Genomic DNA, 23,919 nt, shown 5'->3' with positions numbered 1-23,919 from the left:
AGGACAGCGCAAGGGATCAGGAAACACGCACCCACGCCCGACCCCCTCAGGACCAAGGGAACCGTGCGGGTCTGGTTGATGGTGATTTCGGCAGCCTGCGCCACCCACCCCATGGTGTGGGACTGCTTGTCCCGCCCCCCTGGGATCGAAGTCCGGCCAAGTCTTCTACCTGACGAACCACGGAAACCCACAGCGCCCCCGCTGACGGAATCCTGCCCCTATGGCGCACTTGTCGCCATCGCGCAACCATAGGACAGCGATAGCGTTGCCGCAAGCTGCGTCGCACGCGTCATCGCATCAGTGAATGAGGCGCGAAGAATTCAGCACATGCCGGGGCCGCAGAAGCAGCGAACAGGCGTGTCTTCCTGCACTGGCACGCCACGAGCGGGCCTTGGACGGCCTGCCGGTCAATGCGCTGCTCGAACGCCCAGGAAGTCAGCGCGGGAGCACCACGATTCGCGGATCTCGTTCACCCCGATCCGCGTGGCAAAGGTGTCCCACGCAATTCTCTTGGTGGAACGTCGGGGACGGCCAAGACACGACCGTCCCCGACGTCGATGCCCGAACGCAACGGCGGGCAGCGGATAGTGGGCCCGCTTAGAACTGCAGGCTCCAGCTGTTCAACCTGCCGGTATCACCCGCCGCATTGTCGTTCACTCGCAGCTTCCAGGTGCCGTTGGCGACTTCGGAGGACGCGTTCACCGTGAAGGTCTGGATGATGTTGTCGGCGCTGCCGCCGCTGCGGTTGTGCAGCACGTAGACCGAGCCATCGGGGGCCACCAGATCGACCTTCAGGTCGCCCTTGTAGGTGTGGGTGATGTTCACCGCCACCTGCAGCGTGGACGGCGCGTTGCCGGTGCGGCCGCTGACCGTGATCGGGCTTTCGATGGTGCTGTTGTCGGCGATGGTGTAGGCCGAGGTGTTCTGGAAGAAGCTCGGCTGCGAGCCGCCGCCACCGGTGGCGTAGCTGCCGGTGAGGCTCACGCCGGAGAACGCCGAGTAGCCGCGCACCATGACGTGGTAGGTGCCGGCCTGCGGTGCCGCGAAGCTGCAGGACTCGGCATTGCCACCCAGGTAGGGACGGCAGTCGTAGGTGCTGGTGGTCGGTGCGCTGCCGAATCGCACGTAGAGGTCGGCATCGCCCGTGCCGCCGTTCATCGCGAAGCTCAGGTTGCTGGCGCCGGCCGGCACGCTCAGGGTGTAGCGCAGCTCGGCATTGGCCGCTCCGGCGAGGCCGGTCACCGGCACGCCGTTGCTGAGCGAGCCACTGGGCGGCGGGGGCGGCGGCGTGCTGCCGCTGCGGTAGCCGCCGATCGCGGTCTGGCCGCTGCTGCTCGGATCCAGCCAGTCGCGCAGACGGGTGGCCGCGCTGCCGCCACCGGTCCACGACACCGACAGACGGCCGTAGTAGTCGGACAGATCATTGCCACAGGCCGCCGAGCCGCCGTGCAGCTGACCGACCAGGCGCTTGTTCTGGTCCCACAGCCCCGAACCCGAGCTGCCGCCTTCGGTGGTGCCCTGGTCCCAGTCGATGACGCGCCAGTGGGTGCTGCCGCTGCCGCCACCGTAGGCCGAAATGCCCAGTGCCTGGTTCTCGACGGCGATGCGCTTCTCGTGGCCGGCTGGATGGTGGATGCCCACCGCCGAGCTCGGCGTCGCACCGCTCGCGTCCCAGCCGCTCCAGTAGGCGTCGGCGCCCGCGGGCACGTCGGTGTTGAGGCGCAGCAGGGCGAAGTCGCTGGCGGCATTGGTCGCGACCAGACTGGCGCCGGACTGGGTGTGGGTGGCGATGGTCTTCGACAGCGGCGTGCCCGAGGCGCTGGAGCCCGGCGTGCGGCAGGTGGAACTCTGGTAGTTCCAGTACACGACGACCGTCGAGGCCACCGTGCCGGTGCTGAGGCAGTGGTTGGCGGTCAGGAAGTACGGCACCGAGGTGCCGGCGGTGTTGGCCACCAGCGAGCCGGTGCAGACGTAGGAGCTGCCGCTCTGGCTGAAGGTGTAGTGGCCGACTGAATCGATCTGGTCATCCCAGCCGGTGCCGGCCGGGCAGGCGACGTCAACATTGCAGCTGCCGGACTTCTGCGCCGGCTCGACCGACTCGAACAGACCGCGGTAGCCGTGGGTGACCGAGGCCAGCTCGACCCGCGCCAGGTGGCGCTTGGCGCTGGGCACGTGCAGCTCGATCGAAACCTTCTCGCCGGCGATGTAGGGCGCCCAGTAGCCCTCGCCCCCGCTCAGGCTCTCGGCGGTGATCTTGCGCAGGTTGTCCGCGCCCTCACCGCGCAGGATCAGGGTCGCGCCTTCGGGCAACACCAGCCGGCTGAAGTGGAAGTCGAGCGTGCGTGCGCCCGGTGCGGCGATGTCCCAGCTGAAGCGGGCGATGCCGTCCTTGCCGACGTTCCAGCTCGCCTTGGACAGGCGGCGGCCATCGAAGCCGAAGCCCTTGACCGGAATCTGGATGCCGTAGCGGAAGGGGCCGCCGACGGACTTGGAATCCTCCATCTGCAGCTTGGCGAGGTCGGGCGCAGGCAGCAGGTGCAACTCACCGGCGGACGCGGCGAAAGGCAGGACGCAGAACAGCGCGGCGCTCAGGCGCCGGATCGAGTGATGCATTGGAACTCCCCGTTTGAGTGTGGTGGCGCTCTCCGGCGCCCGTTTGGAAGTGCTGGGCGCCTCCGGCGTCCGGCTCTGCAGTGCGGCGGATCCCCCGACCCGCGGTCTTGCATGCACGCAGGGGACCGACGCTAGCAGCGCGGGTCGGGCGCGGTGTTTGCGGTCGATCACAAAGCGCGTCCGCGTGTCGCTCTGCGAAGCGAATCACGGCCGGCGTTCCATCGAAACGGCCTGAATACGGGGCGGGGAGTCGAGGCAGAAGCGAAGGATCGCGCCCATCCATCCGCACGCACTGCGCGGCACCGGGGGCGCCCGAGGCGGGCGCGAGCGCATTGCTGCACCGCTTGACAGTTATCAAGTCGCGCCCCGGCGTGCCGACGCAGACTTGCCGCCACAAAACAAACCCACCCAAGAGGACAGCCCCATGAAGAAGTTCGTTGCCCCGCTGCTCACTGCTGCCGTACTCACCGCCACCGCCCTGCCCGCCCAGGCCGAGGACTGGTTCGTGCGCGTCGGCGCCGTGCAGGTGTCGCCGAAGTCCGACAACGGCACCCTCGCTGGCGGCGCGCTCAAGACCGACATCGACAGCAACACCCAGCTCGGCCTGATCCTCGGCCGCCACCTGACGCCAAACCTCGCCGTCGAACTGCTCGCCGCCACGCCTTTCTCGCACACCGCCAAGCTCAACGGCGCCAAAGCCGTCGACTTCAAGCACCTGCCGCCGACCGTCAGCCTGCAGTGGTACTTCAACCCGGAAGGCCGAGTGAATCCGTTCCTCGGCGCAGGTCTGAACTACACCTTCGTGTACGACGAAGAGGCCGTCGCCGGTGGCCCTGTGGCCGGCGCGAAGATCGGCCTCGACAACAGCTTCGGCCTGGCCGCCCAGGCGGGCCTGGTGTTCAAGATGAGCGACGCGATCGACCTGGTGTTCGACGCCCGCTGGATCGACATCGATTCCGACGTCAAGGTCAACGGCACCAAGGTCGGCACTGCAGTGGTCGATCCGCTCGTGGTCGGACTGACCTTGGGCTACCGCTTCTGAGTTCGCCCCGCGACAAACATCGTTGAGCCACCCCTAGCGGTGGCTGCGGCCTCAAGGCCGGCCCGCGATCCCTCACGGTCGCGGGTCGGCCTTCTCGTTCTCGGGATTCGGGATTCGGGATTCGGGATTCGGGATTCGGGATTCGGGAGCGTCCGCCACGCCGAAGCGGGAACTCAATCGCCCTGACGCACCCGCTTCGCGCGTGGATGCGCGGCATCGTAGACGCGGGCGAGATGCTGGAAATCGAGGTGGGTGTAGATCTGGGTGGTGGCGATGTCGGCATGGCCGAGCAACTCCTGCACGCCGCGCAGGTCGGCCGAGGATTCCAGCAGATGGCTGGCACAGGAATGCCGCAGCATGTGCGGATGCACCCGCTTCCACAGTCCCTGCTTCTGCGCGGCCAGCTTGATGCGCTGCTGCACCGTGCGCGGCGCGATGGCAGCTCCACCGCGGCCGCTGAACACCGGCGACTCGGGCGCGGCGCCCTGCACGGCGAGCGTGCGTAGCGCTTCCACGGCGTGGCGGCCCACCGGCACCAGCCGCGTCTTGCGGCCCTTGCCGAGGACGCGCGCGCTGCCCTCGCTCAAATCGAGATCGATCCAGCGCAGGCCGCACAGCTCGGACAGGCGCAGGCCGGAGGAATAGAACAGCTCCAGCATGGCGCGATCGCGCAGGCTGAGCGGGTCCTCGCCCTGCAGTTCGACCAAGGCCTGCGCTTCGTCGGCATCGAGCACCTGCGGCAGGCGACGCGGCGCCTTCGGGCCGCGCACGCCGGCGCTCGGGTCGCGATCGATGCGGCCGTGCTTCAGCAGGAAGCGGAACAGACCGCGACAGGCAGACAGACGCCGCTGCAGGCTCTTCGGCGACAGCCCGGAGCGATGCGCGGCGGCGAGGTACAGGCGCAGGGCTTCGGCGTCCAGCGCAGCGAAGTCGTCGACGCCGCGCTGCGCACACCAGGCCAGCAGGGTGTCGGCATCCGCGCGGTAGGCCTCAAGCGTGTGCGGCGAAGCGCCGCGCTCCACGCGCAGCGCACCCAGCCAGTCCTCGACCGCCTGCCGCAGCGCAGGTGCCGGCGAACGCACCGCCCCGCCGGCTGCGGTCGGCGCGCGCGCCATCAGGCCGGATGCCTCGACAGCGCGGCGGCGATCGCCTCGCCCATCATCCGCAGGAACAGCGTGCCCATGCCTGGGTAGAAGCGATTCGGCTCGCGCGAGCCGATCGCAAGCAGGCCGCGACCGGGCAGCGGGATCAACGCACAACTCTGCACCTGCGCGGCCTGCACGCCGAACAGGAACTCCATCTTCTGCGGCGCCAGCCGACCGCACAGAGGCTCGCCGCCACGCAGGAACTCGGCGAACTGGGCCAGCTCCGGCGACTGCGGCGGGCGCTCGATCAGCCACTCGGCGGCCGGCAGCTCGAAGCTCTGGCCGATCAGCAGCACCCGGACCAGCTCGCTGTGGAAGTCCTCGATCAGGCTGGCCACCATCGCCTGCAGGGCCGCCAGCGGCGTCGAGGCGCGCAGCAGGGCCAGGGTCAGCTGATGCGTGCGCAGGGTCAGGCGTTCGTTCTCCTGCGCCGTCGAATACAGCTCCTGCAGCCGGCGCGAGAGCTCGCGGTTCTTGTCGCGCAGCACGTCGAGCTGATACGCGGTCAGCGAGGTGGCCGCGCCGGACTCGCGCGGCACCGCCAGGCTCGCGGCAAGCTCGGGATGCGCCTGCAGGAATTCAGGATGCGCGCGCAGGTAGGCCGCCACGACCTCCGGTGCCAGTCGGGTATCGCTCATTCGCAGAACACTCCTTCGAAAACGAACACGGCCGGCCCGCGCATGCGCACCGCGTGGCCCGGGCCGGCCCAGTGGATCTGCAGCCGCCCGCCGGGCAGATCGACCGCTACGCCGTGCGCCGCATCGACGCGGCCGCGCGCATGCAGCACGGCCACCGCCGCACAGGCACCGCTGCCGCAGGCCTGGGTTTCGCCCACGCCACGCTCGTACACGCGCAGGCGGATGTGGCCTGGGTCCAGCACTTCGGCGAAGCCGACGTTGACGCTGTCGGGAAAGCGGCGATCGGCCTGGAGGGCTGCGCCGACGCCGGCGACCGCAGCACTGGCCACGTCGGCCACCTCGATCAGCGCGTGCGGATTGCCCATCGACACGCCGCGGTACTTGTAGACCTCACCGCCGAACTCAAGCACGCCGTCGGGCGCGCCCACCCCGCGCGCCGGCAGGGCCCGCGCGCGGAAGTCGGGCACGCCGAGGCTGACTTCGATGTCGTCCGGCGCGTGCACCTTCACATCGACTGGGCCGCCGGGGCTGTCCATGCGGAAGCTCGATCCCTCCACCATGCCGGCGCGCAGCGCCCAGGCCGCGACGCAGCGCGCGCCATTGCCGCATTGGCCCGCGGCGCTGCCATCGGTGTTCCAGATGCCGTAGTAGAGAGCCGAGCCCTCGCTGCGCGCGGGCTCGATGCTGAGCAGCTGGTCGAAGCCGACGCCGGTGCGGCGCTCGGCGATCCAGCGCCTCACCTCAGGTGAGAGCTCGGGCAGGCCAGCGCGCGCATCCAGCACGACGAAGTCGTTGCCGGCGCCGTGCATCTTGGTGAAGCGCAGGCCGCGCAGAGCGGCATGCGGATTCATCGCCCGGCCTCGTCCTTGTCCGTGGCCGCGTCGGAGGGCGCGGCCTGCTCGGCCGGCGGCTGCATCGGCGGCGGCGCGTCTTCGGGCAGCACCAGCGGGCCGCGATTACCGCAGGCAGCAATGAGCAAGGGAGCGCTCAGGGCGCAGGTCAGGGCGAGCAGTCGGAGTCGGTTCATGGCGCAGGAGTATAGGCGCGGCATCGGTCGCTCGCGCTCAGGCGTCATCGCGGCTCAAGTGCGCGATGCCCGCCGCCTGCCCTTCCCAGTCCTCGCGACCGTTGAAGGGCGTGGTGCGGATCGAAGCAATGGTGGCGGGGTCGAGGCAGCGCACATTGACGTCGAAACCGTCGGGGTTCGAACGCGGCACATACCAGCTCTTGATGCCGCAGGTGCGGCAGAAGAAGTGGCGCGCGGTGCCGGTGCCGAAGCGGTACTCGCTCATCGCTGCGGGATCCGTCAGCAGGCGGAAGCGACTGGCCGGCACGATCAGGTGCAGGAAGCCGGTCATCGCGCACAGCGAGCAGTTGCAGTCGACCGCTTCGATGTCGGCGGGCGCGTCCACTTCGAAGCGCACCGCGCCGCAGTGGCAGCCGCCGGTGTGGGTGATGAGGGCCTCGGACACGCGCTGTCTCCTTGTGAATTCAAGGCGCAGTCTAGCCGTGCGCAACCGCTGGGCGTGCCTGTTCAGTCCAGCAGATGCCGTAGCTCCGGAAGGTACTTCTCGGCCGAGCCGGTATTGACGATCACCACCCGCTCGCCGCGCTTCAGCAGACCGCGATCCAGCAGCTGCGGAATCGCCGCCGCACAGGCCGCGCCCTCGGGGCTGATCCACAGGCGATCGCGGCGCCAGATGCACTGCAGCTCGGCGGCGGTATCCGCTTCGCTGACCGCGAGTGCCGCACCGTTCGAGGCGCGAAGGATCTCCAGCACGCGGAAGTGGCCCACGCCGCCCGGCACGTTCAGGCCGGTCGACAGCGTGTGGCCCGCCTCGACCGGCGTGGTGTCGGGCGCGCCCGACTCGAAGGCGCGCACCAGCGGCGGGGTGACTTCGCTCTGCACGCAGTACATGCGCGGGCGCTGGCCGTCGATCACGCCCAGCGCTTCCAGTTCGGCCCAGGCCTTCCACATGCCGAGCACGCCGGTGCCGCCGCCGGTGGGATAGATCACCGCGTCCGGCAGCTGCCAGCGAGTCTCGCCGTACAGCGGCTCGGCCAACTCCAGGCCCAAGCTCTTCTTGCCCTCGATGCGCCAGCCGGGCTCCTGGAAGGTCGCGACCAGAAAGAAGCCCTGCGGAACGATCTCGGCCTTGAGAAACGCACCGGCCTCGCGGATCGTCGGCCCGACCAGGCTCAGATGCACGCGACCCGGATGCTTCACTGCCGCCGCGGCGACGCTGCCGAGGATGGGCAGGGGCGTGTCCGGCGGCATCGCCACATGCACCTCGATGCCGGCTTCAAGCGCGTAGCGCACCAGCGAATCGCCGGCATTGCCCTGGGTCGGCACCGCGAGCCTGGTCAGACCCAGCCGCCGCGCCTGCGCCACCACCATGGCCATGCCGCGGTCCTTGAAGCTCTGGGTCGGGTTGGCGCCGTAGCCGGGCGCTGCGCGGCCTTCCTCCTTCAGCTGCAGCGCGATGCCTGCGGCATCTGCCTCCGGATGGGCGAAGGGCAGCAGCGGCGTCGCCCCCTCGCCCAGACTGAGGATGTGCCGGGCATCGGCCGGGTCCTTGATGTCCAGCGCCATCAGCCCGCCGAAGCGCCACATATCGCGGCGCTGCGGTCGATACCAGGCACGGTCGGGCTGCTCGAAGGCCAGCCGTTCCAGATCCAGCACCATCTCGACCGGCCGGCCATCGACCGGGTCGAGGTTCATCGGCACATCGGCGGAGTACTCGCGGCCGGAAGCGAGGCCGCGCAGGCAGCGGACGTAGGACATTGGAGAGCCGGGATTCGGGATTGGGGATTCGGTAGCCGAAGCCGGTAGTGTGCAGGGTGCGGCTCAGCTTGGAACCAAAGCGGAATGCCGCTTGCTCATCCTTTGGGCCGGGATGTCGCAAGGCAGGCGGGAGATGTACGCCAGCGCCCTCTCACCGCGCTCGTTGTTTGGACCGGCTCGCGGATGACGGCGGCCTGCCCCCTGCAGCGGCCGCGTCGCACCCGCAGGTTGAGTCAGGCGCAGCGCGGCCCAACCTGCCCCCCTCAGCGCAACAGCAGCACCGGGATCTGGCACGCGCGCAGCAGGGCGGTGGTGGTGGAGCCGACGAAAAGCTGGCGGATGCGCGAGTGGCCGTAGGCTCCCATTACCAGCAGGTCGATCGCCTGCGCGCGCACGGCCTCGGCCAGAACGGCTTCCGGATGACCCGGCGTAATCGCCGCATCGACTTCAAAACCCGCCGCCTGCAGACGCGCGCCGGCATCCGACAGCGCACGCTGTAGCGACTCGCTGGCCTCACCCGCGACCTGCAGCACGATCGGCAGGCCGCGAAGCAAGGGGCTTGCGGCCAGCATCTCGACGCCCTTCAGCACGGTCGGGCTGCCATCAAAGGCCAGCATCACCCGCGCGATCGGCCTGAAGGCGCGCGATGCCACCAGCAGCGGATGACGCACCGCGCGCACCACACGCTCCAGATGGCCGCCGAGGTGGCCCTTGGCGAAGTCAGCGTGCTCGCCGCGCTTGCCCAGTACGAACAGGCGCACGCCGGGTTCCAGCTCGACCAGGGCATCCAGCAGGTGGTCATGGCGCAGTCGCGTTTCGGCCACCTTGGCGCCGGCGGCCCGCGCGCGCTCGGCGGCGGCCTGCAGCAGCACGCGGCCGCGCTCGCGGTTGAGGCGGCTGCGCTGGGCGTCAGCCTCGGTCAGCTCCTTCAGCAGGGTCTCCTGCGCGCCCAGCACCAGGCTGCCGCTCATGTCGGTCAGCGCGGGCGGCTGCTCCTCGCGATCCAGCACGTGCAGGAAATCGACTGACGCGCCAAGGCGAGCCGCGGCCCAGGCGGCGTGATCAGTCACGCTGGCGCCGTAGAGCGAAGCATCCACGGCAGCCAGCACGCGGCCTTCGGCATTCGGTAGAACGGTCGTGTTCATGCGGTCCTTGCTCAGTGGCCCATCAGTTTTTCGACGGCATCGGGCTTGTCATGCACGCCCAGCCGCTCCACCAGGGTGGCGCTGGCCTCGTTCAGGCCAAGGATCTCCACCTCGACACCCTCACGGCGGAACTTGATCACCACCTTGTCGAGCGCGCCCACGGCCGTCAAATCCCAGAAGTGCGCGCGGCTGACGTCGATGCGTACGCGGTCTAGGGCTTCCTTGAAGTCGAAGCCGGCGAGGAAGCGCTCGGCCGAGGCGAAGAACACCTGGCCGGTCACCACGTACTCGCGAACCTTGCCGTCCTCGATAGACGTGGAGCCAACGTGCAGCACAGTCGATACGCGGCGAGCGAAGAACAGCGCCGACAGCAGCACGCCGGTCAGCACACCCTTGGCCAGGTCGTGGGTGAACACGGTGACCAGCACGGTGGCGATCATCACGATGCTGCTGCTCTTGGGGAGGCTGCCCATGTCGCGGATCGCGCCCCAGTTGAAGGTGCCGATCGAGACCATGATCATCACTGCCACCAGCGCCGCCATCGGGATCAGGCTCACCCACTCGCTGGCAAATACCACCATCAGCAGCAGATAGACGCCCGCCGCGAGCGAGGACAGCCGACCGCGGCCACCGGATTTCACGTTGATCACCGACTGCCCGATCATCGCGCAGCCGGCCATGCCGCCGAACAGGCCGGCGACGATGTTGGCGACACCCTGTCCCGTGGATTCGCGGTTCTTGTCGCTGGGCGTATCGGTGAGGTCATCGACGATCTGTGCGGTCAGCAGCGACTCCAGCAGGCCGACCACGGTCAGCGTCAGCGACACCGGCAGGAGGATCCACAGGGTCTCAAGATTCAGCGGCACGTCCGGCAGCAGGAATACCGGCAGGCTGTCGGGCAGTGCGCCCATGTCGCCAACGGTGCGCACCTCGATGCCCAGCGCGAGCGTTGCCGCGGTCAGCACCACGATGGTCACCAGCGGCGAGGGAATCGCGCGGGTCAACAGCGGCAGCAGGTAGATGATGCCGAGCCCGATCGCCACCAGCAGGTAGACCATCGCCGGCACGCCGATCAGCTCGGGCAGCTGGGCCATGAAGATCAGGATCGCCAGCGCGTTGACGAAGCCGGTGATCACCGAGCGCGAGACGAAGCGCATCAGCTGCGCCAGCTTCGCCCAGCCGGCCAGGATCTGCAGCAGGCCGGTGAGCAGGGTGGCGGCCAGCAGGTACTGCAGGCCGTGGTCCTTGACCAGATCCACCATCACCAGGGCCATCGCGCCGGTGGCGGCCGAGATCATGCCGGGCCGGCCGCCGGCAAAGGCGATGACCACGGCGATGCAGAACGAGGCATACAGGCCGACCTTGGGATCGACGCCGGCGATGATCGAGAACGCGATCGCTTCGGGAATGAGGGCGAGCGCGACCACGAGCCCGGCGAGCAGATCGCCGCGCACGTTGCCGAACCACTCCTCGCGGAGACGGGGCAGGGTTTTCAAGACGGAACTCCAGGCGGCTGCGAGCGCAACCGGCACACAGACAGAACGAACGGCCGCGAGCGCGGCAGGCGGTAGGTGCGGGCATCAAGCCCGGCGGGGCCTGCAGCGTTTCAGGGTGGCGTCATGAGGCGGGATCGGGCAGCGGAGCGCAGTGGCGGACACACACGGCGCGGGCGCGCAGTTTAGGCGCGGGTGCTGCGATGCACAAGGAGCCGACGCGCCGCGGCCATTCAATGCCTGCGCGTGAGCAGCGCGTGTGCGCCCTTGATGGGCGCTTGCCAGCCAGCGACCGCACGCTGCGCCCAGTGCCTGCCCAGGCCCTTCCCGGCCATCACTTCCGGCGGCACGCTGATCTGCTTGCGCATCGTACGGGCCCGGAGCCTGCGACCTGTCTTGTCGGCCGTGGCGCGGGCATTCCTTCGCTGGGCTCACACCCCAGAGCGTCGAGGGCGCAGCCCCCTAGGTTGGACCAAGCGCACCGCGGCCCAACATCGCGAGCACCCGCCTCGACGAAGCCCGAAGCCCCGCGCCGTTGGGACGCGCCTGCGGCTTGTCCCAACCTACGAACCCGCGATGCCGAGCCTGGGGCTGACCAACCCGGCGCCCAGCCGTGGCATCCTCGCCGCTTCCCCTTCGATGCCCTTCCGACCTCCTGCATGAGCGCCGATACGCACGCCTTCGATCTCGCCGCGGTCGAGGCTTTCATCGCCAAGTGGAACGGCGTCAATGCCTCCGAGCTGTCGACCTCGCAGAGCTTTCTGATCGACCTCTGCCACCTGCTCGGCGTCGACACCCCGCACCCCACGGCCGAGCAGGACTACATGTTCGAGCGGCCGATCAGCTTCAGCCACGGCGATGGCAGCAACAGCGCCGGGCGCATCGACCTGTATCGCCGCGGCGCCTTCGTGCTGGAGTCGAAGAAGCTGCGTAGTGCGCTCTCGCCCAAGGGCTTCGACCATGCGCTTCTGCGCGCGCGCAGCCAGGCTGAGGCCTATGCCCGAGCCCTGCCGGCCAGCGAGGGCCGCCCGCCCTTCGTGCTGGTGGTCGATGTGGGCCAGCGCATCGAGCTGTACAGCGAGTTCTCGCGCTCGGGCGCCACCTACACGCCCTTCCCCGATCCGCGCAGCCACCGCATCGCGCTCACCGATCTGCGCCGGCCGGAGTTGCTCGCACGCCTGCGCCGCATCTGGCTGGACCCGATGGGGCTGGACCCCTCGCGCGAGTCCGCCCGCGTCACCCGCGAGATCGCCGCCAAGCTGGCCAAGCTCGCGCGCAGCCTGGAAGCCAGCGGCCACCCGGCCGAAGCCGTCGCCCAGTTCCTGATGCGCTGCCTGTTCACCATGTTTGCCGAGGACGTGCGCCTGCTGCCGGCCGAGAGCTTCCGCAACCTGCTGCGCAGCCATGTCGAACGCCCCGAGACTGCCATGCGCATGCTCGCCCAGCTCTGGCGCGACATGGACAGCGGCGGCTTCTCGCCCGCGCTCGCCGCCGACGTGCTGCACTTCAACGGCAAGCTGTTCAAGGACCCGACCACACTGCCGCTCGACCGGACCCAGATCGAGCTGCTGATCGAAGCCGCGCGCGCCGACTGGCGCTATGTCGAACCGGCCATCTTCGGCACCCTGCTGGAGCGCGCGCTCGACCCCACCGAGCGCCACAAGCTCGGCGCCCACTACACCCCGCGCGCCTATGTCGAGCGCCTGGTGCTGCCCACCGTCATCGAGCCCCTGCGCGAGGAGTGGGCCATCGCCCGCGCCGCCTCCGGCATGCACGCGCAGGAGGCCGCCGAGCTGGGCGAACGCCTGCTGGCAATGGGCCTGAAGCCGCGCCAGTTCGACGCGCTGAAGCGCCAGCAGAGCGCCGCGATGGATGCCGCAGCCGCCGAACTGCGCGCCTTCCACCACCGCCTGTGCAGCGTGCGCGTGCTCGACCCCGCCTGTGGCAGCGGCAACTTTCTGTACGTCACGCTCGAGCACCTGAAGCGCCTCGAAGGCGAAGTGCTGAACGCACTCGACGATTTCGGCGACCGCCAGACCGGGCTGGCCCTGGGCAGCGAACGCGCCGACGCCGCAGCCGGTGATCCGCGACTTCCGCACCATCGAGAACCGCGACGCCGTGCTGGCCTACGACCGCGTCGACTACGCCCGCGATGCGAACGGCGAAGTGCAGACCCGCTGGGACGGCCGCACGCTGAAGCCCTCGCCGGTCACCGGCGAAAACGTGCCCAACGACAGCGCGCGCGTGCCGATCGAGGTCTACGTGAACCCGCGCAAGGCGGCGTGGCCGGAAGCGGATTTTGTGGTGGGGAATCCGCCGTTCATCGGCAACAAGCGCATGCGCCTCGCCCTGGGCGATGGCTATGTCGAAGCCCTGCGTGCGGCCTGGAACGATGTGCCGGAGTCGGCCGATCTGGTCATGTACTGGTGGCATCACGCCGCCCAGCTCACGCGTCGCGGTGCGCTCAAGCGCTTCGGCCTGATCACCACCAACTCGATCCGGCAGGCCTTCAACCGCAAGATCATCGAAGCGGCGCTGGCCGAGCCCAGCGGCAAGAGCAAAGGCAGCGAGCAGGCGATCTCGCTGGTGTTCGCGATTCCGGACCATCCGTGGGTGGATACGGCCGATGGCGCTGCGGTGAGAATTGCCATGACTACGGGCGACGCCGCTGGCCGCGCGTCGGGCCGCCTGCTGGAGGTTCAGAGGGAGTCCGAGGGAGATGATGGCGAGGTGTTGGTCAACCTCCGCGAGACGATGGGCGCGTTGCAGGCTGACTTGCGATGTGGGGCGGAGCTGTCGAACGCGCTGCCGCTGCAAGCAAACAAGGGGCTCGCCTACATGGGCATGATCCCGCTGGGCGAAGGATTCTGGATCGATAGCGATCGCGCCAAAGCGTTGATGGATGAAGATGGCCCCGAACTTGCCCCGCACGTCCGCGAGTACAGGAACGGGCGCGACGTGCTGTACGCACCTCGCGGAATCTTTGCGCTCGACTTCTTCGGGCTTGATGAGCAGACCCTGCGCCAGCGGTTTCCAGCCAGCTATCAGTGGCTGTTGGAGCGGGCCAAGCCCGCGCGCGCGAACGACAAGAGGAAGTCCTACCGCGACTACTGGTGGTACTTCGCGGAAGCGCGGCCTGCACTGCGGAATGCCATCGCTGACTTGCCTCGATACATCGGCACTACTGAGACCGCAAAGCATCGAATCTTCGTCTTCATCGACTCATCGGTCTTGCCGGATCAGAAGGTGAGAGTTATTGCCCTTGCTGGATCTGAAAGTCTTGCAGTGCTCTCCTCTGCGGTTCACGTCGGCTGGTCTCTCAAGACTGGTGGGACGCTTGAGGACCGCCCGGTCTACAACGGCTCGCGCTGCTTCGACCCCTTCCCCTTCCCCACCCCCACCGAAGCCCAAGCCGAACGCATCCGTACACTCGCCGAACAGCTCGACGCCCACCGCAAGCGTCAGCAGGCCGCCCATCCCGGCCTCACCCTGACCGGCATGTACAACGTGCTGGAGGCCCTGCGCGAAGGCCGCGAGCTCAGCGCCAAGGAGCGCGGCATCCACGGCGAGGGCCTGGTCAGCGTGCTGCGGCAGATCCACGATGAACTCGACGCCGCCGTGCTTGAGGCCTACGGCTGGGCCGACCTGCTGCCCGACCTGCGCATCGCCCACGGCAATGAGTCCGCGCCCAGCGGCGATAGCCGCGTCGAGGCGCGTCGCCGCTTCGATGAAGCCGTGCTCGAACGCCTGGTCGCCCTGAACGCCGAACGCGCCGCCGAAGAAGCCCGCGGCCTGATCCGCTGGCTGCGCCCCGAGTACCAGAACCCGGACCACCGCAACCCGACCGCGCACAGCGCCAGCGCGCGCCCTGCCCATACCGGGGCCAGCGCCAACGCCAGCATCGACGCTGCGGCCGACCGCGCAACGCACATCGCAGCGCACGCGCAGGCCGAAGACGCGCAGCACACTGGCACCCAGGCCAGCCTGCTGCCGGCGCCAGCGGACGACGCCGATGGCGAGGCCAGCAGCGACGAAGACGCCGCCACCGACAGCGCCACCCCATCGATCACGCCCCTCAAGGCCCAGCCCTGGCCCCGCGACACCGTCGACCAGATCCGCGCCATCGCCGACCTGCTGCTCGCCGCCCCCGCCCCGCTGACCCTCGACCAGATCGCCGCCCACTTCAGCAGCCGCGGCCCCTGGAAAAACCGCCTGCCCCAGCTGATCGACATGCTGCTGGCGCTGGGCCGCGCCGAGGCCAAGGACGAGGGCTATGTGGGGCGGCGGTGAGGCGATGCGCACCGGGGCGCATGTCTTGCACCGATTGGCGCAGACTGCTGCCCGTGCAGACAAACGTCATCGCCCATGACCTCGCTGACCTCACGTCCAACCGAGCTGATCGAGGCGAGCCCACGGGTATTGCTGGGGCTGATGGGCGGTGTGCTGTTGCTCTCGCTGCTGTCGCTGGAGCTGAGTCGCAGGGAGGCCGGCATCGCCACCGTCTGGCTGAGCAACGGTTTCGCCGTGGGCGTTCTGATCTGGCTGAAGGATCTGTGGCGCCCCCGCGTATGGTTCGCAGTCGCACTCGGGCTGCTGCTGGCGCGGTGGCTGGCGGGTGACAGTGCCGGGCGGGTCCTGCTGATTTCCAGCTTGAACCTGCTTGAAATCGCACCCGTGGTCGCGGCGCTACGGCGGCGAAGCGTCGGTCTGAGTGATCCTGGCGGGCTGATCCTCAACGCCCGTCGAGGCGCCATCGCCGGCCTGCTGTCCTGTGCGGCGGTGGCGCCGCTCTTCAGCCTGACGCTCAGCCTGCTTGGCGAACAGCGGGTCAGCTTTGCCAGCGCGAGCGCGGTGGTTTTCAGTGCGCATGCGGTGGGTCTGGTGACAGCGGCCAGCCTGGTCAGCGCGATGATCGCCCTGCGCGGCCGATTGCTGGGGCGCGCCGGACGTCGCAGTGCCTTTGCCCTGCGCTGGCTGCTGCTGATGACGACGCTGGTGGCCGTGCTGGCGCAGCAGACCTATCCCCTGCTTTTCCTGCCGCTGCTACCGCTGGCCTGGTTGGCGTTCGGGCACGGCGTGGCCGGTGCCGTCATGGGCGTGCTGGGCATTGCAGTAGCGGCGAGCGCAGCGTCGATCCTGCGGCTGGGTCCATTTCAGCTGGTGCCGGAATCGGAGTTCCTGTGGCGCAGTCTGTTGCCCCAGATCTATGTGCTGGCGGCCTGCGGGCTGGCGCTGCCGCTCGGGCTGATGGTGACCGAGCGGCGTCGGCTGCTGGAGGCCTTGCGCGGTCGCGAGCAGCTGTATCGCACCTTGGCCGAGCGCACTCGCGACCTTGTGGTGCGCATCGGTCCGGATGGCGGTCGACGCTACGTGTCGCCCTCGAGCCTGAGCCTGCTGGGCTACTCGCCCGAGACCCTGCTGCAGCCGCGCTGGGAGCTGGTGCATCCCGAGGACCAGCCGAAGCTGCGAGACCTGCTGGGCAGGCTCTTCAGCGAGGGCGGCACGGCGCAGGTCGAGTTCCGTATCCGCCATGAGCAGGGGCACTGGGTCTGGCTGGAAGCGTTGGCCGAGCGCGTGCCCGACGCGTCGGGCGAGGGCTGGGAGGTGGTGTATTCCGGCCGCGACATCAGCGCACGCATCGAAGCCGAAGCGGCCTTGAAGGCCCAGGCGCGAACCGATCCGCTGACCGGCCTCGCCAACCGCCGCGAGTTCGAGGAGCGGCTTGATCGCGCGCTGGCGCGTGCACGCCGCTACGGTGAGCCGCTGGCCGTGCTGGCGCTGGATCTGGACCACTTCAAGCAGATCAACGACAGCCTGGGCCACGCTGCCGGCGACACCGCCCTGTTCGAGTTCGGACAGCGCATCCGGGACTCGGTGTACGAGGTGGATCTGGTGGCGCGCCTGGGAGGCGATGAGTTCGTGGTCTTGATGGAACATGTGAGCGCACCTGAAAACTGCGAGGCGGCCGCTCAGAAACTGCTGCAGCGTATGGCGGAACCGGTGCGACTGGGGCCGGTGGAGCGCCGGATGGGCACCAGTATCGGCATTGCCTATAGCGAGAAGGGAGACACCCATGCGCTCGAGCTGTTGGCCACCGCTGATGCGGCACTGTATGAATGCAAGCGCGGCGGCCGCGGCCGCTATGTCCTGCTTAACGTTGAGTCGAAGCCCGACGCTCTCGGTCAAGAGTGAGTGCTGGCGGCAGAGGCCGCTCGCATCGAGGCCTCGAATGCTCAGACTCCGGTCACTCGTGTCGCGTACCGGGATGGCGTCGCCCGGATATTCGATTACGCCGCGCCGGCACACCTATGCCTCCGAGGAGCCATCCCCCATGCGCCTGCTACCCACCCTCGCCCTAGCCCTGCTGCTCTCGCCCTCCGCGCGCGCAGCTTTCGATGTGGAAACGCTGTCCACGGCCGTGGATGCCAAGGTCGTCGAGTGGCGCCGCGACATCCATCAACACCCCGAGCTCGGCAACCGCGAGTTCCGCAACTCGGCAAAGGTCGCCGAGCATCTGCGCGCTTTGGGCATCGAGGTGCGCACCGGCATCGCCCACACCGGCGTGGTCGGCCTGCTGCGTGGTGGAAGGCCGGGCCCGAAGATCGCGCTGCGTGCCGACATGGATGCGCTGCCGGTCACCGAGGCCACCGGCCTGCCCTTCGCCAGCACGGTCACCGCCGAGTACAACGGCCAGACCACCGGCGTGATGCACGCCTGCGGGCACGATGCCCACGTCGCCATCCTGATGGGCGTGGCCGAGGCGCTGGCGAGCGTGCGCGAGGAACTGCCGGGCGAGGTGATGTTCCTTTTCCAGCCGGCCGAGGAAGGCCCGCCGCCGGGCGAGACCGGTGGCGCAAAGCAGATGCTGGCCGAGGGCGTGTTCGACGACTTCGAACCCGAGGCGGTGTTCGGCCTGCACGTGTGGGCGCAGCTGCCGGTCGGCACGATTGGTTTTCGCGGCGGGCCGATGATGGCCAGCGCCGACCGCTGGGTGCTGAAGGTGCGCGGCAAGCAGACCCACGCCTCGCGGCCCTGGGGCGGCGTCGATCCGATCACCATCGCCGCGCAGGCGCTGATCGCCAGCCAGAGCATCATCGCCCGCCAGATCGACATCACCAGTTCGCCGGTGGTGCTCACCGCTGGCGCGGTGCGCGGCGGTATCCGCTTCAACATCATTCCCGAGACGGCGGAGATGGAGGGCACCCTGCGCACCTTCGACATGGACGTGCGCGCGGACGTGATCAATCGCTTCGAGCGCACCGCGAAAGCGATCGCCGAAGCCGCCGGCGGCGAGGCGGAGCTCATCGTCGAGAACACCGCGCCGGTCACCGCCAACGCGCTTGCGCTCACCCAGCGCGTGCGGCCGTGGCTGCGCGAGCTGATGGGCGCCGAGCAGGTGAAGGAGATGCCGCTGCAGACGGTGGCCGAGGACTTCTCCGAGTTCGCCAACCGCGCGCCGGGCTTCCTGTTCTTCGTCGGCAGCACCGGCCCGGAGATCCACCCGGCGCGCGCGCCCAACAATCATTCGCCCGAGTTCCTGCTGCACGAGGACGCCTTGCGCCACGGCACGCGGGCGATGCTGACGCTGGCGCTGGGCGTGCTGGAGGGGCGCTGACACGCACAGTCAGGGCAGTCGGACAGAAGCGCCGGTTTTTTGGCGCACGGTGTCGCCGGTAGATTGACTCCCCAGCCGGCAGGCCTGCGCAGAGCCCTCCAAGGGCGCGGCACGCCGCTTGCAGCCCGGGCGTCCAGACCCCTCTGGAGACGCCCATGGCTGCCAAGCCTTCCGCCAAGCCCGCCGCCGCACCCGCAGCGGCCGCCGAAGCCCCGAAGAAGGGCTTCCCCGTCATGCTGGTGCTGATCGTGCTGCTGGCGGGTCTGGGCGCGGGCGGAGCCGCGGCGTTCTTCCTGCTGCCCAAGCCCGCCGGCGATGCGGCCTCCGCCGAGCCGGCAAAGCCGGCACGCAAGCCCGTCGATGCCGGCGCCCCAGCGCAGTACGTGCCGCTGCAGCCGGCCTTCGTGGTCAACCTCGCCGACGAGGGCAGCACGCGCTACCTGCAGACCGAGGTCCAGCTGAGCTCGCGCGATCCGCAGGTGATCGCCGACATCGGCACCCACAGCCCGGCCATCCGCAACGCCCTGTTGATGCTGTTCGCCAAGAAGACCCAGGGCGAACTGCGTTCGGTCGAGGGCCGCGAGCAGTTGCAGAAGGACGCGCTCGCCGAGGTCAACCGCGTGCTGAAAGCGGAGACCGGCTACGAGGGCGTCGACGCGCTGTTCTTCACCAGCTTCGTGACCCAGTAAGCGCCGGCCCGTGAACAGGGACATCCTCAGCCAGGACGAGATCGATGCCCTGCTGCACGGCGTCGACGCCGGCGTGGTTTCGACCGAGCCGGAATTCGCGCCCGGCGAGGCGCGTCCCTACGACTTCGCCACCCAGGACCGCATCGTCCGCGGGCGCATGCCCACCCTGGAGATGGTCAACGAGCGCTTCGCCCGCCTGATCCGCATCGGCATCTTCAACCTGCTGCGGCGCTCGCCCGAAATTTCGGTGCGCGGCATCGAGATGCTCAAGTTCGCCGAATACACGCATGGCCTGTTCGTGCCGACCAACATCAACCTGATCAAGGTCAAGCCGCTGCGCGGCACCGCGCTGGTGATCTTCGAACCGAAGCTGGTGTTCGCCGTGGTCGACACCTTCTTCGGTGGCGGCGGTCGCTTCCACGCCAAGATCGAAGGCCGCGAGTTCACCGCCACCGAGATGCGGGTCATCCAGCTGCTGCTGGAGCAGGTGTTCCGCGACCTGGTGGAGTCCTGGGCGCCCGTGCTCAAGCTCGAGTTCGAGTACGTCAACTCCGAGGTCAATCCGCACTTCGCGAACATCCTGACCCCGCGCGAGTACATCGTGGTCTCACGCTTCTCGGTCGAGCTCGAAGGCGTGGTGGCCGACATCCACATCAGCTACCCCTACGGCATGCTGGAGCCGCTGCGCGAGCAGCTCGATGCCGGCCTGCAGAGCGATCGCGCCGAGCGCGATGAGCGCTGGGTCACCGAGATGCGCGCGCAGATCAACGACACCGAGGTCGAGATCAGCAGCGTGCTGACCCGCAAGACGCTGGCCCTGCGCGACCTGCTGAACCTGAAGCCGGGCGACATCCTGCCGATCGAGATGCCCAAGCAGCTCGACCTGCTGGTCGAGAACGTGCCCGTGTTCCGCGGCGAATTCGGCGCCCATGGCGGCAAGCGCGCAGTGAAGATCACCGAAGTGCGTCCTCCCAGCATTCCCTTCAGCACCGCTCTGCAGAGGCCTCAGCCATGAGCAGCAATTCCGATGCTTTGGGCGCCACCGCGGCGCAGTTCAGCACGCTGTCGCCGGAGGGCGCGGGCGGCGAGCTCAACCTCGACGTGCTACTGGACGTGCCGGTCACCCTGCAGCTTGAGGTCGGCCGCGCGCGCGTGCCGATCCGCAACCTGCTGCAGCTGAACCCCGGCTCGGTGATCGAACTCGAGCGCGGCGCCGCCGAACCACTGGACGTCTACGTCAACGGCACCCTGATCGCCCACGGCGAAGTGGTGGTGGTGAACGATCGCTTCGGCGTGCGCCTGACCGATGTGGTCAGCCCCGCCGAACGCCTGCGCCGACTGCGCTGAGCGCCGCATGCCCCTACCTTTCGCCAGCCTGATCGCCAGCACCGTCGCGGCCACTGCGAGCACGGCGCCGGTGTCCGCGGCCACACCCGTCGCGAGCTTCGGCACCCTGGTCGGCATGGCCGGCTCGCTGCTGCTTGTGATCGGCCTGATCCTGCTCTGCGCCTGGCTGCTGAAGCGCATGGGCAGCCTGCAGGCCGGCGGCAGCGGCGTGCTCAAGCTGCGCGCCAGCCTCGCCGTCGGCATGAAAGAGCGCGTGGTGCTGATCGAGGCCGCGGGCGAAACCCTGCTGCTCGGCGTCAGCCCCGGCGGCGTTACCTGCCTGCACCGTTTCGACGCGCCCGTGCCCAGCGAAGCGGCCGCGCCCGGCGCCTTCGCGCAACTGCTGCACAAGCAGCTCGGCCTGGGGCCGCGCGCATGAGCGCCGCTGCCGTGCCGAGCCTGCTGCGGGCACTGCTCGCCCTGTTGATGATCCTCGCGGGCGCCGATGTTTCGGCTGCGCCGGCCGCGGTCACGCTGCCGCCGATGCCGGAGGTCACCGTCGCCACCGTCGGCACGCAGACGGTCAGCCTGCCGCTGCAGATCCTGGCGCTGATGACGGTCATCACCCTGCTGCCCGGCATCCTGCTGGCGATGACCGCCTTCACCCGCATCATCGTGGTGCTGGCCCTGCTGCGGCAGGCGCTGGGCACCGGCCAGACGCCGTCCAACCAGATCCTGCTGGCGCTGGCGCTGTTCATCACCGCCCTGGTGATGGCGCCGGTCATCGACGCCTCCTGGGCCCAGGGCATCCGCCCCTATCTCGATGGCCAGCTCGGCTTCGAGGCCGCACTGACCGCCACGCTGGGGCCGATCCGCGAGTTCATGTTCGCGCAGATCCGCGAAGCCGACCTGATGCTGTTCGCCGGCATGAGCGGCAGCACCGGCTATGCCTCGCCCGACGAAGTGCCCTTCACCGTGCTGATGGCGAGTTTCCTCACCAGCGAGCTGAAGACCGCCTTCCAGATTGGCTTCTTCCTGTTCGTGCCCTTCGTGATCATCGACCTGGTGATCGCCAGCGTGCTGATGTCGATGGGCATGATGATGCTCTCGCCGATGCTGATCTCGGCGCCCTTCAAGATCCTGCTGTTCGTGCTGGTCGACGGCTGGTCGCTGGTGGTCGGCACGCTCGCTGCTTCTTTCGTGACCACATGACGCCCGATACCGTCATGTCCGAGCTGCAGGCCGCGCTCAGCATGGGCCTGCTGGTCGCCATGCCGCTGCTCGGCGTGGCGCTGTTGATCGGCGTGGCGATCGGCCTGCTGCAGGCCGCCACCCAGGTCAACGAGCCGAGCATCGCCTTCATCGGCAAGGTCTTTACCATGGCGGCCGTGCTGGCCATCGGCGGCGGCTGGATGCTGAACCAGCTGGTGCAGTTCACCATCGGGCTCTACCAGCGCATTCCTTCGATGCTCGGTTGACCGCATGGACGGCGCCACCGCCATCAGCCTCGAAGGCCTCAACCTGCTGAACTACGGGCAGCAGGTGATCTGGCTCTCGCTGCGCATCGGCGGCCTGCTGCTGCTCTCGCCCTTCCTCGGCACCCAGGCGGTGCCACGGCGCATCCGCCTGATCTTCGCGCTGGCGCTTTCAGCGGCCATCGCGCCGCTGGTGCCGGCGCCGGCCATCCAGGCCGACCTCAATGCCGAAACCGTGCTGGCGGTGGCGCGTGAGCTCGCCATCGGCGCCTCGCTGGGCTTTCTCATGCGGCTGGCGCTGGAGGCCGTGGCCCTGTGCGGCGAGCTGGTGGCGCAGGGCATGGGCCTGTCCTTCGCGCAGATGATCGACCCCATGCGCGGCGTGCAGAGCGGCGTGGTCGCGCAGTGGTTCACGGTGGTCGCCGGCCTCACCTTCTTCGCGGTCGATGCGCACCTGGCCCTGCTGGGCGTGGTGTTCGAGAGCTACCGCGTGCTGCCCGCCGGGGCCACGCCGGTCGCGCTCTACACCCTGCTCGATGCGATTCCTTCGTTCGCCGGGATCATCTTCCTCGCCGGGGTCAGCCTGGCCCTGCCGATCATGATCGCGATGATCACCGTCAACATCGCCTTCGGCGTGATGGCGCGCACCGCGCCCTCGCTGAACCCCATCCAGATCGGTCTGCCCTCGGCCCTGCTGGTCGGCTTCGTGCTGATGATCGCGCTCGTGCCGCACCTGCTTGAGCCGCTGCGCGCGCTGTTCGGCCAGGCCCTGTCCGTCGCTTCCGGGCTGGTGCAGTGATGGCCGGCGAAGACGACGGCCAGGACAAAACTGAAGAGCCAACCCAGAAGCGGCTCGACGATGCGCGCAAGGAAGGCCAGGTCCCGCGCTCGCGCGAGCTGGGCGGTGCCGCGATGCTGGGCATCTGCGTGCTGATCCTGTTCGCCAGCGGCGGCCACCTCACCGCCACCGCCGGCGCCTGGCTGGACCACGCGCTGTCGTTGCCGCGCGAGCAGGTGCTGCGCGGTGATCCCGTCGCCCATGTGGGCGAACTGCTGTTCGGCCTGTTCTGGCCTGCCCTGCCGCTGATGCTGGCCGGCGCCCTGGCCGGCGCGCTGGCGCCGCTGGTGCTGGGCGGCTTCAACTTCAGCACCAAGGCGCTGGCGCCGAAGTTCAGCAAGATGAACCCGATCAACGGGCTGAAGCGGGTGTTCGGACCCGAGGGCCTGCTGGAGACCGGCAAGTCGGTGCTGCGCGTGAGCCTGATCCTGCTGGTCGGCGTGGCGGTGCTGAACGCGCAGCTGCCGGAGCTGATCAGCCTGGTCAACGAGCCGCTGCCGCGCGCCGCCGCCCACGGCGGGCGCATGGCCCTGACCCTGCTGGCCGCGCTGACCGGCGCGCTGATCTTCGTCGCGATCATCGATGCGCCGCTGCAGCTGTGGAACCACCGTCGTCAGCTGAAGATGACCCGCAAGCAGCTGATGGACGAGTTCAAGGAAAGCGAGGGCAGCCCCGAGCTCAAGGCGCGCGTGCGCCGGGTCCAGCAGGAGATCGCCAACCGCCGGATGATGGAGGCGGTGCCCACCGCCGACGCGATTCTGGTGAACCCCACCCATTACGCCGTGGCGATCGTCTACGACGGCCAGAAGATGCGCGCGCCCAAGGTGGTGGCCAAGGGCGTCGACCTGATCGCGCTGACCATCCGCGAGCTCGGCGAGAAGCACAAGGTTCCGATCGTCGAGGCGCCGCCTCTGGCACGCGCCTTGTATCGGGAGTGCGAGCTTGACCAGGAGATCCCGGTGCGGCTGTACGCCGCGGTGGCCCAGGTGCTCGGCTTCGTCTACCAGCTGAAGCACTGGCGCCGGCACGGCGGCAGCCAGCCGCGACCGCCGAGGATCGAGGTCGAAGACAGCCCCGAAAAGACTCCCTCCACTCCCGACAAGGACGCCTGATCC

The 23,919-nt window shown here is 68.9% G+C and carries 22 protein-coding genes and 1 pseudogene; 13 read left to right on the top strand and 10 right to left on the bottom strand.

The window, feature by feature from the left end; translation table 11 throughout:
• Positions 1 to 597: 597 nt before the first annotated feature.
• Complete coding sequence (locus BLP83_RS18890; RefSeq protein WP_091241950.1) at positions 598 to 2,613, bottom strand: proprotein convertase P-domain-containing protein; 2,016 nt, start codon at positions 2,611 to 2,613, stop codon at positions 598 to 600.
• A gap of 424 nt (positions 2,614 to 3,037) precedes the next feature.
• Here BLP83_RS18890 and BLP83_RS09740 point away from each other — a divergent pair, with 424 nt between their 5' ends.
• On the top strand, positions 3,038 to 3,655 hold the full coding sequence (locus tag BLP83_RS09740) for an OmpW/AlkL family protein (RefSeq protein ID WP_091241947.1): 618 nt from the start codon (positions 3,038 to 3,040) through the stop codon (positions 3,653 to 3,655).
• A gap of 173 nt (positions 3,656 to 3,828) precedes the next feature.
• Here the strand turns inward: BLP83_RS09740 and xerC are convergent, their stop codons facing one another.
• The 9 genes from xerC to BLP83_RS19260 form a co-directional block, all read right to left on the bottom strand.
• Positions 3,829 to 4,770: a tyrosine recombinase XerC gene (gene xerC, locus BLP83_RS09735; RefSeq protein ID WP_091241945.1), complete on the bottom strand. Its 942-nt coding sequence runs from the start codon at positions 4,768 to 4,770 to the stop codon at positions 3,829 to 3,831.
• Positions 4,770 to 5,438 carry a DUF484 family protein gene (locus BLP83_RS09730; protein WP_091241942.1) on the bottom strand — a complete coding sequence of 223 codons (669 nt, stop codon included), beginning with the start codon at positions 5,436 to 5,438 and terminating at the stop codon, positions 4,770 to 4,772. Before BLP83_RS09730 ends, xerC begins: the two co-directional genes overlap by 1 nt.
• A complete protein-coding gene (gene dapF, locus BLP83_RS09725) occupies positions 5,435 to 6,289 on the bottom strand; it encodes a diaminopimelate epimerase (RefSeq protein ID WP_245680003.1) in 855 nt (284 codons plus the stop codon). The genes BLP83_RS09730 and dapF overlap by 4 nt, the downstream gene beginning before the upstream one ends.
• Positions 6,286 to 6,465: an LPS translocon maturation chaperone LptM gene (gene lptM, locus BLP83_RS09720; RefSeq protein ID WP_091241941.1), complete on the bottom strand. Its 180-nt coding sequence runs from the start codon at positions 6,463 to 6,465 to the stop codon at positions 6,286 to 6,288. Before lptM ends, dapF begins: the two co-directional genes overlap by 4 nt.
• 37 nt (positions 6,466 to 6,502) lie before the next feature.
• Positions 6,503 to 6,910 (bottom strand): GFA family protein, encoded by a 408-nt coding sequence (locus BLP83_RS09715; RefSeq protein WP_218121235.1) that lies wholly within the window; start codon positions 6,908 to 6,910, stop codon positions 6,503 to 6,505.
• A 62-nt stretch (positions 6,911 to 6,972) separates the two neighbouring features.
• Complete coding sequence (locus BLP83_RS09710; RefSeq protein ID WP_091241938.1) at positions 6,973 to 8,223, bottom strand: threonine synthase; 1,251 nt, start codon at positions 8,221 to 8,223, stop codon at positions 6,973 to 6,975.
• A gap of 263 nt (positions 8,224 to 8,486) precedes the next feature.
• Positions 8,487 to 9,368: a universal stress protein gene (locus tag BLP83_RS09705; protein ID WP_176764103.1), complete on the bottom strand. Its 882-nt coding sequence runs from the start codon at positions 9,366 to 9,368 to the stop codon at positions 8,487 to 8,489.
• A gap of 11 nt (positions 9,369 to 9,379) precedes the next feature.
• Positions 9,380 to 10,864, bottom strand: coding sequence for a SulP family inorganic anion transporter (locus tag BLP83_RS09700; protein ID WP_425388996.1), 1,485 nt, complete (start codon positions 10,862 to 10,864; stop codon positions 9,380 to 9,382).
• Positions 10,865 to 11,094: 230 nt separating this feature from the next.
• A complete protein-coding gene (locus BLP83_RS19260; protein WP_281187121.1) occupies positions 11,095 to 11,229 on the bottom strand; it encodes a hypothetical protein in 135 nt (44 codons plus the stop codon).
• 291 nt (positions 11,230 to 11,520) lie between these two features.
• Between BLP83_RS19260 and BLP83_RS19320 the strand changes: the two are divergent.
• The 12 genes and pseudogenes from BLP83_RS19320 to flhB all read left to right on the top strand — a co-directional run.
• A pseudogene (locus tag BLP83_RS19320) lies at positions 11,521 to 12,819 on the top strand (type IIL restriction-modification enzyme MmeI); the annotation flags it as partial.
• 121 nt (positions 12,820 to 12,940) lie between these two features.
• Complete coding sequence (locus BLP83_RS18880) at positions 12,941 to 15,151, top strand: DNA methyltransferase (RefSeq protein WP_218121233.1); 2,211 nt, start codon at positions 12,941 to 12,943, stop codon at positions 15,149 to 15,151.
• Between the two features lie 75 nt (positions 15,152 to 15,226).
• Positions 15,227 to 17,053, top strand: coding sequence for a diguanylate cyclase domain-containing protein (locus BLP83_RS09690; RefSeq protein WP_091241935.1), 1,827 nt, complete (start codon positions 15,227 to 15,229; stop codon positions 17,051 to 17,053).
• Positions 17,054 to 17,192: 139 nt separating this feature from the next.
• Complete coding sequence (locus BLP83_RS09685; protein WP_091241932.1) at positions 17,193 to 18,476, top strand: amidohydrolase; 1,284 nt, start codon at positions 17,193 to 17,195, stop codon at positions 18,474 to 18,476.
• 155 nt (positions 18,477 to 18,631) lie between these two features.
• The gene (locus tag BLP83_RS09680) at positions 18,632 to 19,165 is read left to right on the top strand and encodes a flagellar basal body-associated FliL family protein (RefSeq protein WP_091241930.1); all 534 of its coding nucleotides are present in this window, start codon (positions 18,632 to 18,634) and stop codon (positions 19,163 to 19,165) included.
• Positions 19,166 to 19,175: 10 nt separating this feature from the next.
• Positions 19,176 to 20,180 carry a flagellar motor switch protein FliM gene (fliM, locus tag BLP83_RS09675; RefSeq protein WP_091241927.1) on the top strand — a complete coding sequence of 335 codons (1,005 nt, stop codon included), beginning with the start codon at positions 19,176 to 19,178 and terminating at the stop codon, positions 20,178 to 20,180.
• Positions 20,177 to 20,512 (top strand): flagellar motor switch protein FliN, encoded by a 336-nt coding sequence (fliN, locus tag BLP83_RS09670; protein WP_091241924.1) that lies wholly within the window; start codon positions 20,177 to 20,179, stop codon positions 20,510 to 20,512. The genes fliM and fliN overlap by 4 nt, the downstream gene beginning before the upstream one ends.
• Positions 20,513 to 20,519: 7 nt before the next feature.
• Positions 20,520 to 20,930: a flagellar biosynthetic protein FliO gene (fliO, locus tag BLP83_RS09665; RefSeq protein WP_176764102.1), complete on the top strand. Its 411-nt coding sequence runs from the start codon at positions 20,520 to 20,522 to the stop codon at positions 20,928 to 20,930.
• Entirely contained in the window at positions 20,927 to 21,703 is a 777-nt protein-coding gene (fliP, locus tag BLP83_RS09660; RefSeq protein ID WP_091241918.1) for a flagellar type III secretion system pore protein FliP, read from the top strand. The genes fliO and fliP overlap by 4 nt, the downstream gene beginning before the upstream one ends.
• Positions 21,704 to 21,717: 14 nt before the next feature.
• Complete coding sequence (locus tag BLP83_RS09655; RefSeq protein ID WP_245680002.1) at positions 21,718 to 21,969, top strand: flagellar biosynthetic protein FliQ; 252 nt, start codon at positions 21,718 to 21,720, stop codon at positions 21,967 to 21,969.
• A gap of 4 nt (positions 21,970 to 21,973) precedes the next feature.
• Complete coding sequence (gene fliR, locus BLP83_RS09650; protein ID WP_091241915.1) at positions 21,974 to 22,765, top strand: flagellar biosynthetic protein FliR; 792 nt, start codon at positions 21,974 to 21,976, stop codon at positions 22,763 to 22,765.
• Positions 22,765 to 23,916, top strand: coding sequence for a flagellar biosynthesis protein FlhB (gene flhB / locus BLP83_RS09645; RefSeq protein WP_091241913.1), 1,152 nt, complete (start codon positions 22,765 to 22,767; stop codon positions 23,914 to 23,916). The genes fliR and flhB overlap by 1 nt, the downstream gene beginning before the upstream one ends.
• Positions 23,917 to 23,919 lie beyond the last annotated feature (3 nt).

The sequence above is a fragment of the Aquimonas voraii genome, from assembly GCF_900101825.1.
GTDB classification, from domain to species: Bacteria; Pseudomonadota; Gammaproteobacteria; order Xanthomonadales; family Xanthomonadaceae; genus Aquimonas; species Aquimonas voraii.
Note: the sequence above shows the minus strand (reverse complement) of the source record. Positions and strands in the feature narration are given on the sequence as shown.

Bases quoted from the DNA above. Each gene is read 5' to 3' on its own strand.
- BLP83_RS18890 (WP_091241950.1), bottom strand. From the start codon at position 2,613: ATGCATCACTCGATCCGGCGCCTGAGCGCCGCGCTGTTCTGCGTCCTG.
- BLP83_RS09740 (WP_091241947.1), top strand. From the start codon at position 3,038: ATGAAGAAGTTCGTTGCCCCGCTGCTCACTGCTGCCGTACTCACCGCC.
- xerC (WP_091241945.1), bottom strand. From the start codon at position 4,770: ATGGCGCGCGCGCCGACCGCAGCCGGCGGGGCGGTGCGTTCGCCGGCA.
- BLP83_RS09730 (WP_091241942.1), bottom strand. From the start codon at position 5,438: ATGAGCGATACCCGACTGGCACCGGAGGTCGTGGCGGCCTACCTGCGC.
- dapF (WP_245680003.1), bottom strand. From the start codon at position 6,289: ATGAATCCGCATGCCGCTCTGCGCGGCCTGCGCTTCACCAAGATGCAC.
- lptM (WP_091241941.1), bottom strand. From the start codon at position 6,465: ATGAACCGACTCCGACTGCTCGCCCTGACCTGCGCCCTGAGCGCTCCC.
- BLP83_RS09710 (WP_091241938.1), bottom strand. From the start codon at position 8,223: ATGTCCTACGTCCGCTGCCTGCGCGGCCTCGCTTCCGGCCGCGAGTAC.
- BLP83_RS09705 (WP_176764103.1), bottom strand. From the start codon at position 9,368: ATGAACACGACCGTTCTACCGAATGCCGAAGGCCGCGTGCTGGCTGCC.
- BLP83_RS19260 (WP_281187121.1), bottom strand. From the start codon at position 11,229: ATGCGCAAGCAGATCAGCGTGCCGCCGGAAGTGATGGCCGGGAAGGGC.
- BLP83_RS09690 (WP_091241935.1), top strand. From the start codon at position 15,227: ATGACCTCGCTGACCTCACGTCCAACCGAGCTGATCGAGGCGAGCCCA.
- BLP83_RS09685 (WP_091241932.1), top strand. From the start codon at position 17,193: ATGCGCCTGCTACCCACCCTCGCCCTAGCCCTGCTGCTCTCGCCCTCC.
- BLP83_RS09680 (WP_091241930.1), top strand. From the start codon at position 18,632: ATGGCTGCCAAGCCTTCCGCCAAGCCCGCCGCCGCACCCGCAGCGGCC.
- fliN (WP_091241924.1), top strand. From the start codon at position 20,177: ATGAGCAGCAATTCCGATGCTTTGGGCGCCACCGCGGCGCAGTTCAGC.
- fliO (WP_176764102.1), top strand. From the start codon at position 20,520: ATGCCCCTACCTTTCGCCAGCCTGATCGCCAGCACCGTCGCGGCCACT.
- fliP (WP_091241918.1), top strand. From the start codon at position 20,927: ATGAGCGCCGCTGCCGTGCCGAGCCTGCTGCGGGCACTGCTCGCCCTG.
- BLP83_RS09655 (WP_245680002.1), top strand. From the start codon at position 21,718: ATGTCCGAGCTGCAGGCCGCGCTCAGCATGGGCCTGCTGGTCGCCATG.
- fliR (WP_091241915.1), top strand. From the start codon at position 21,974: ATGGACGGCGCCACCGCCATCAGCCTCGAAGGCCTCAACCTGCTGAAC.
- flhB (WP_091241913.1), top strand. From the start codon at position 22,765: ATGGCCGGCGAAGACGACGGCCAGGACAAAACTGAAGAGCCAACCCAG.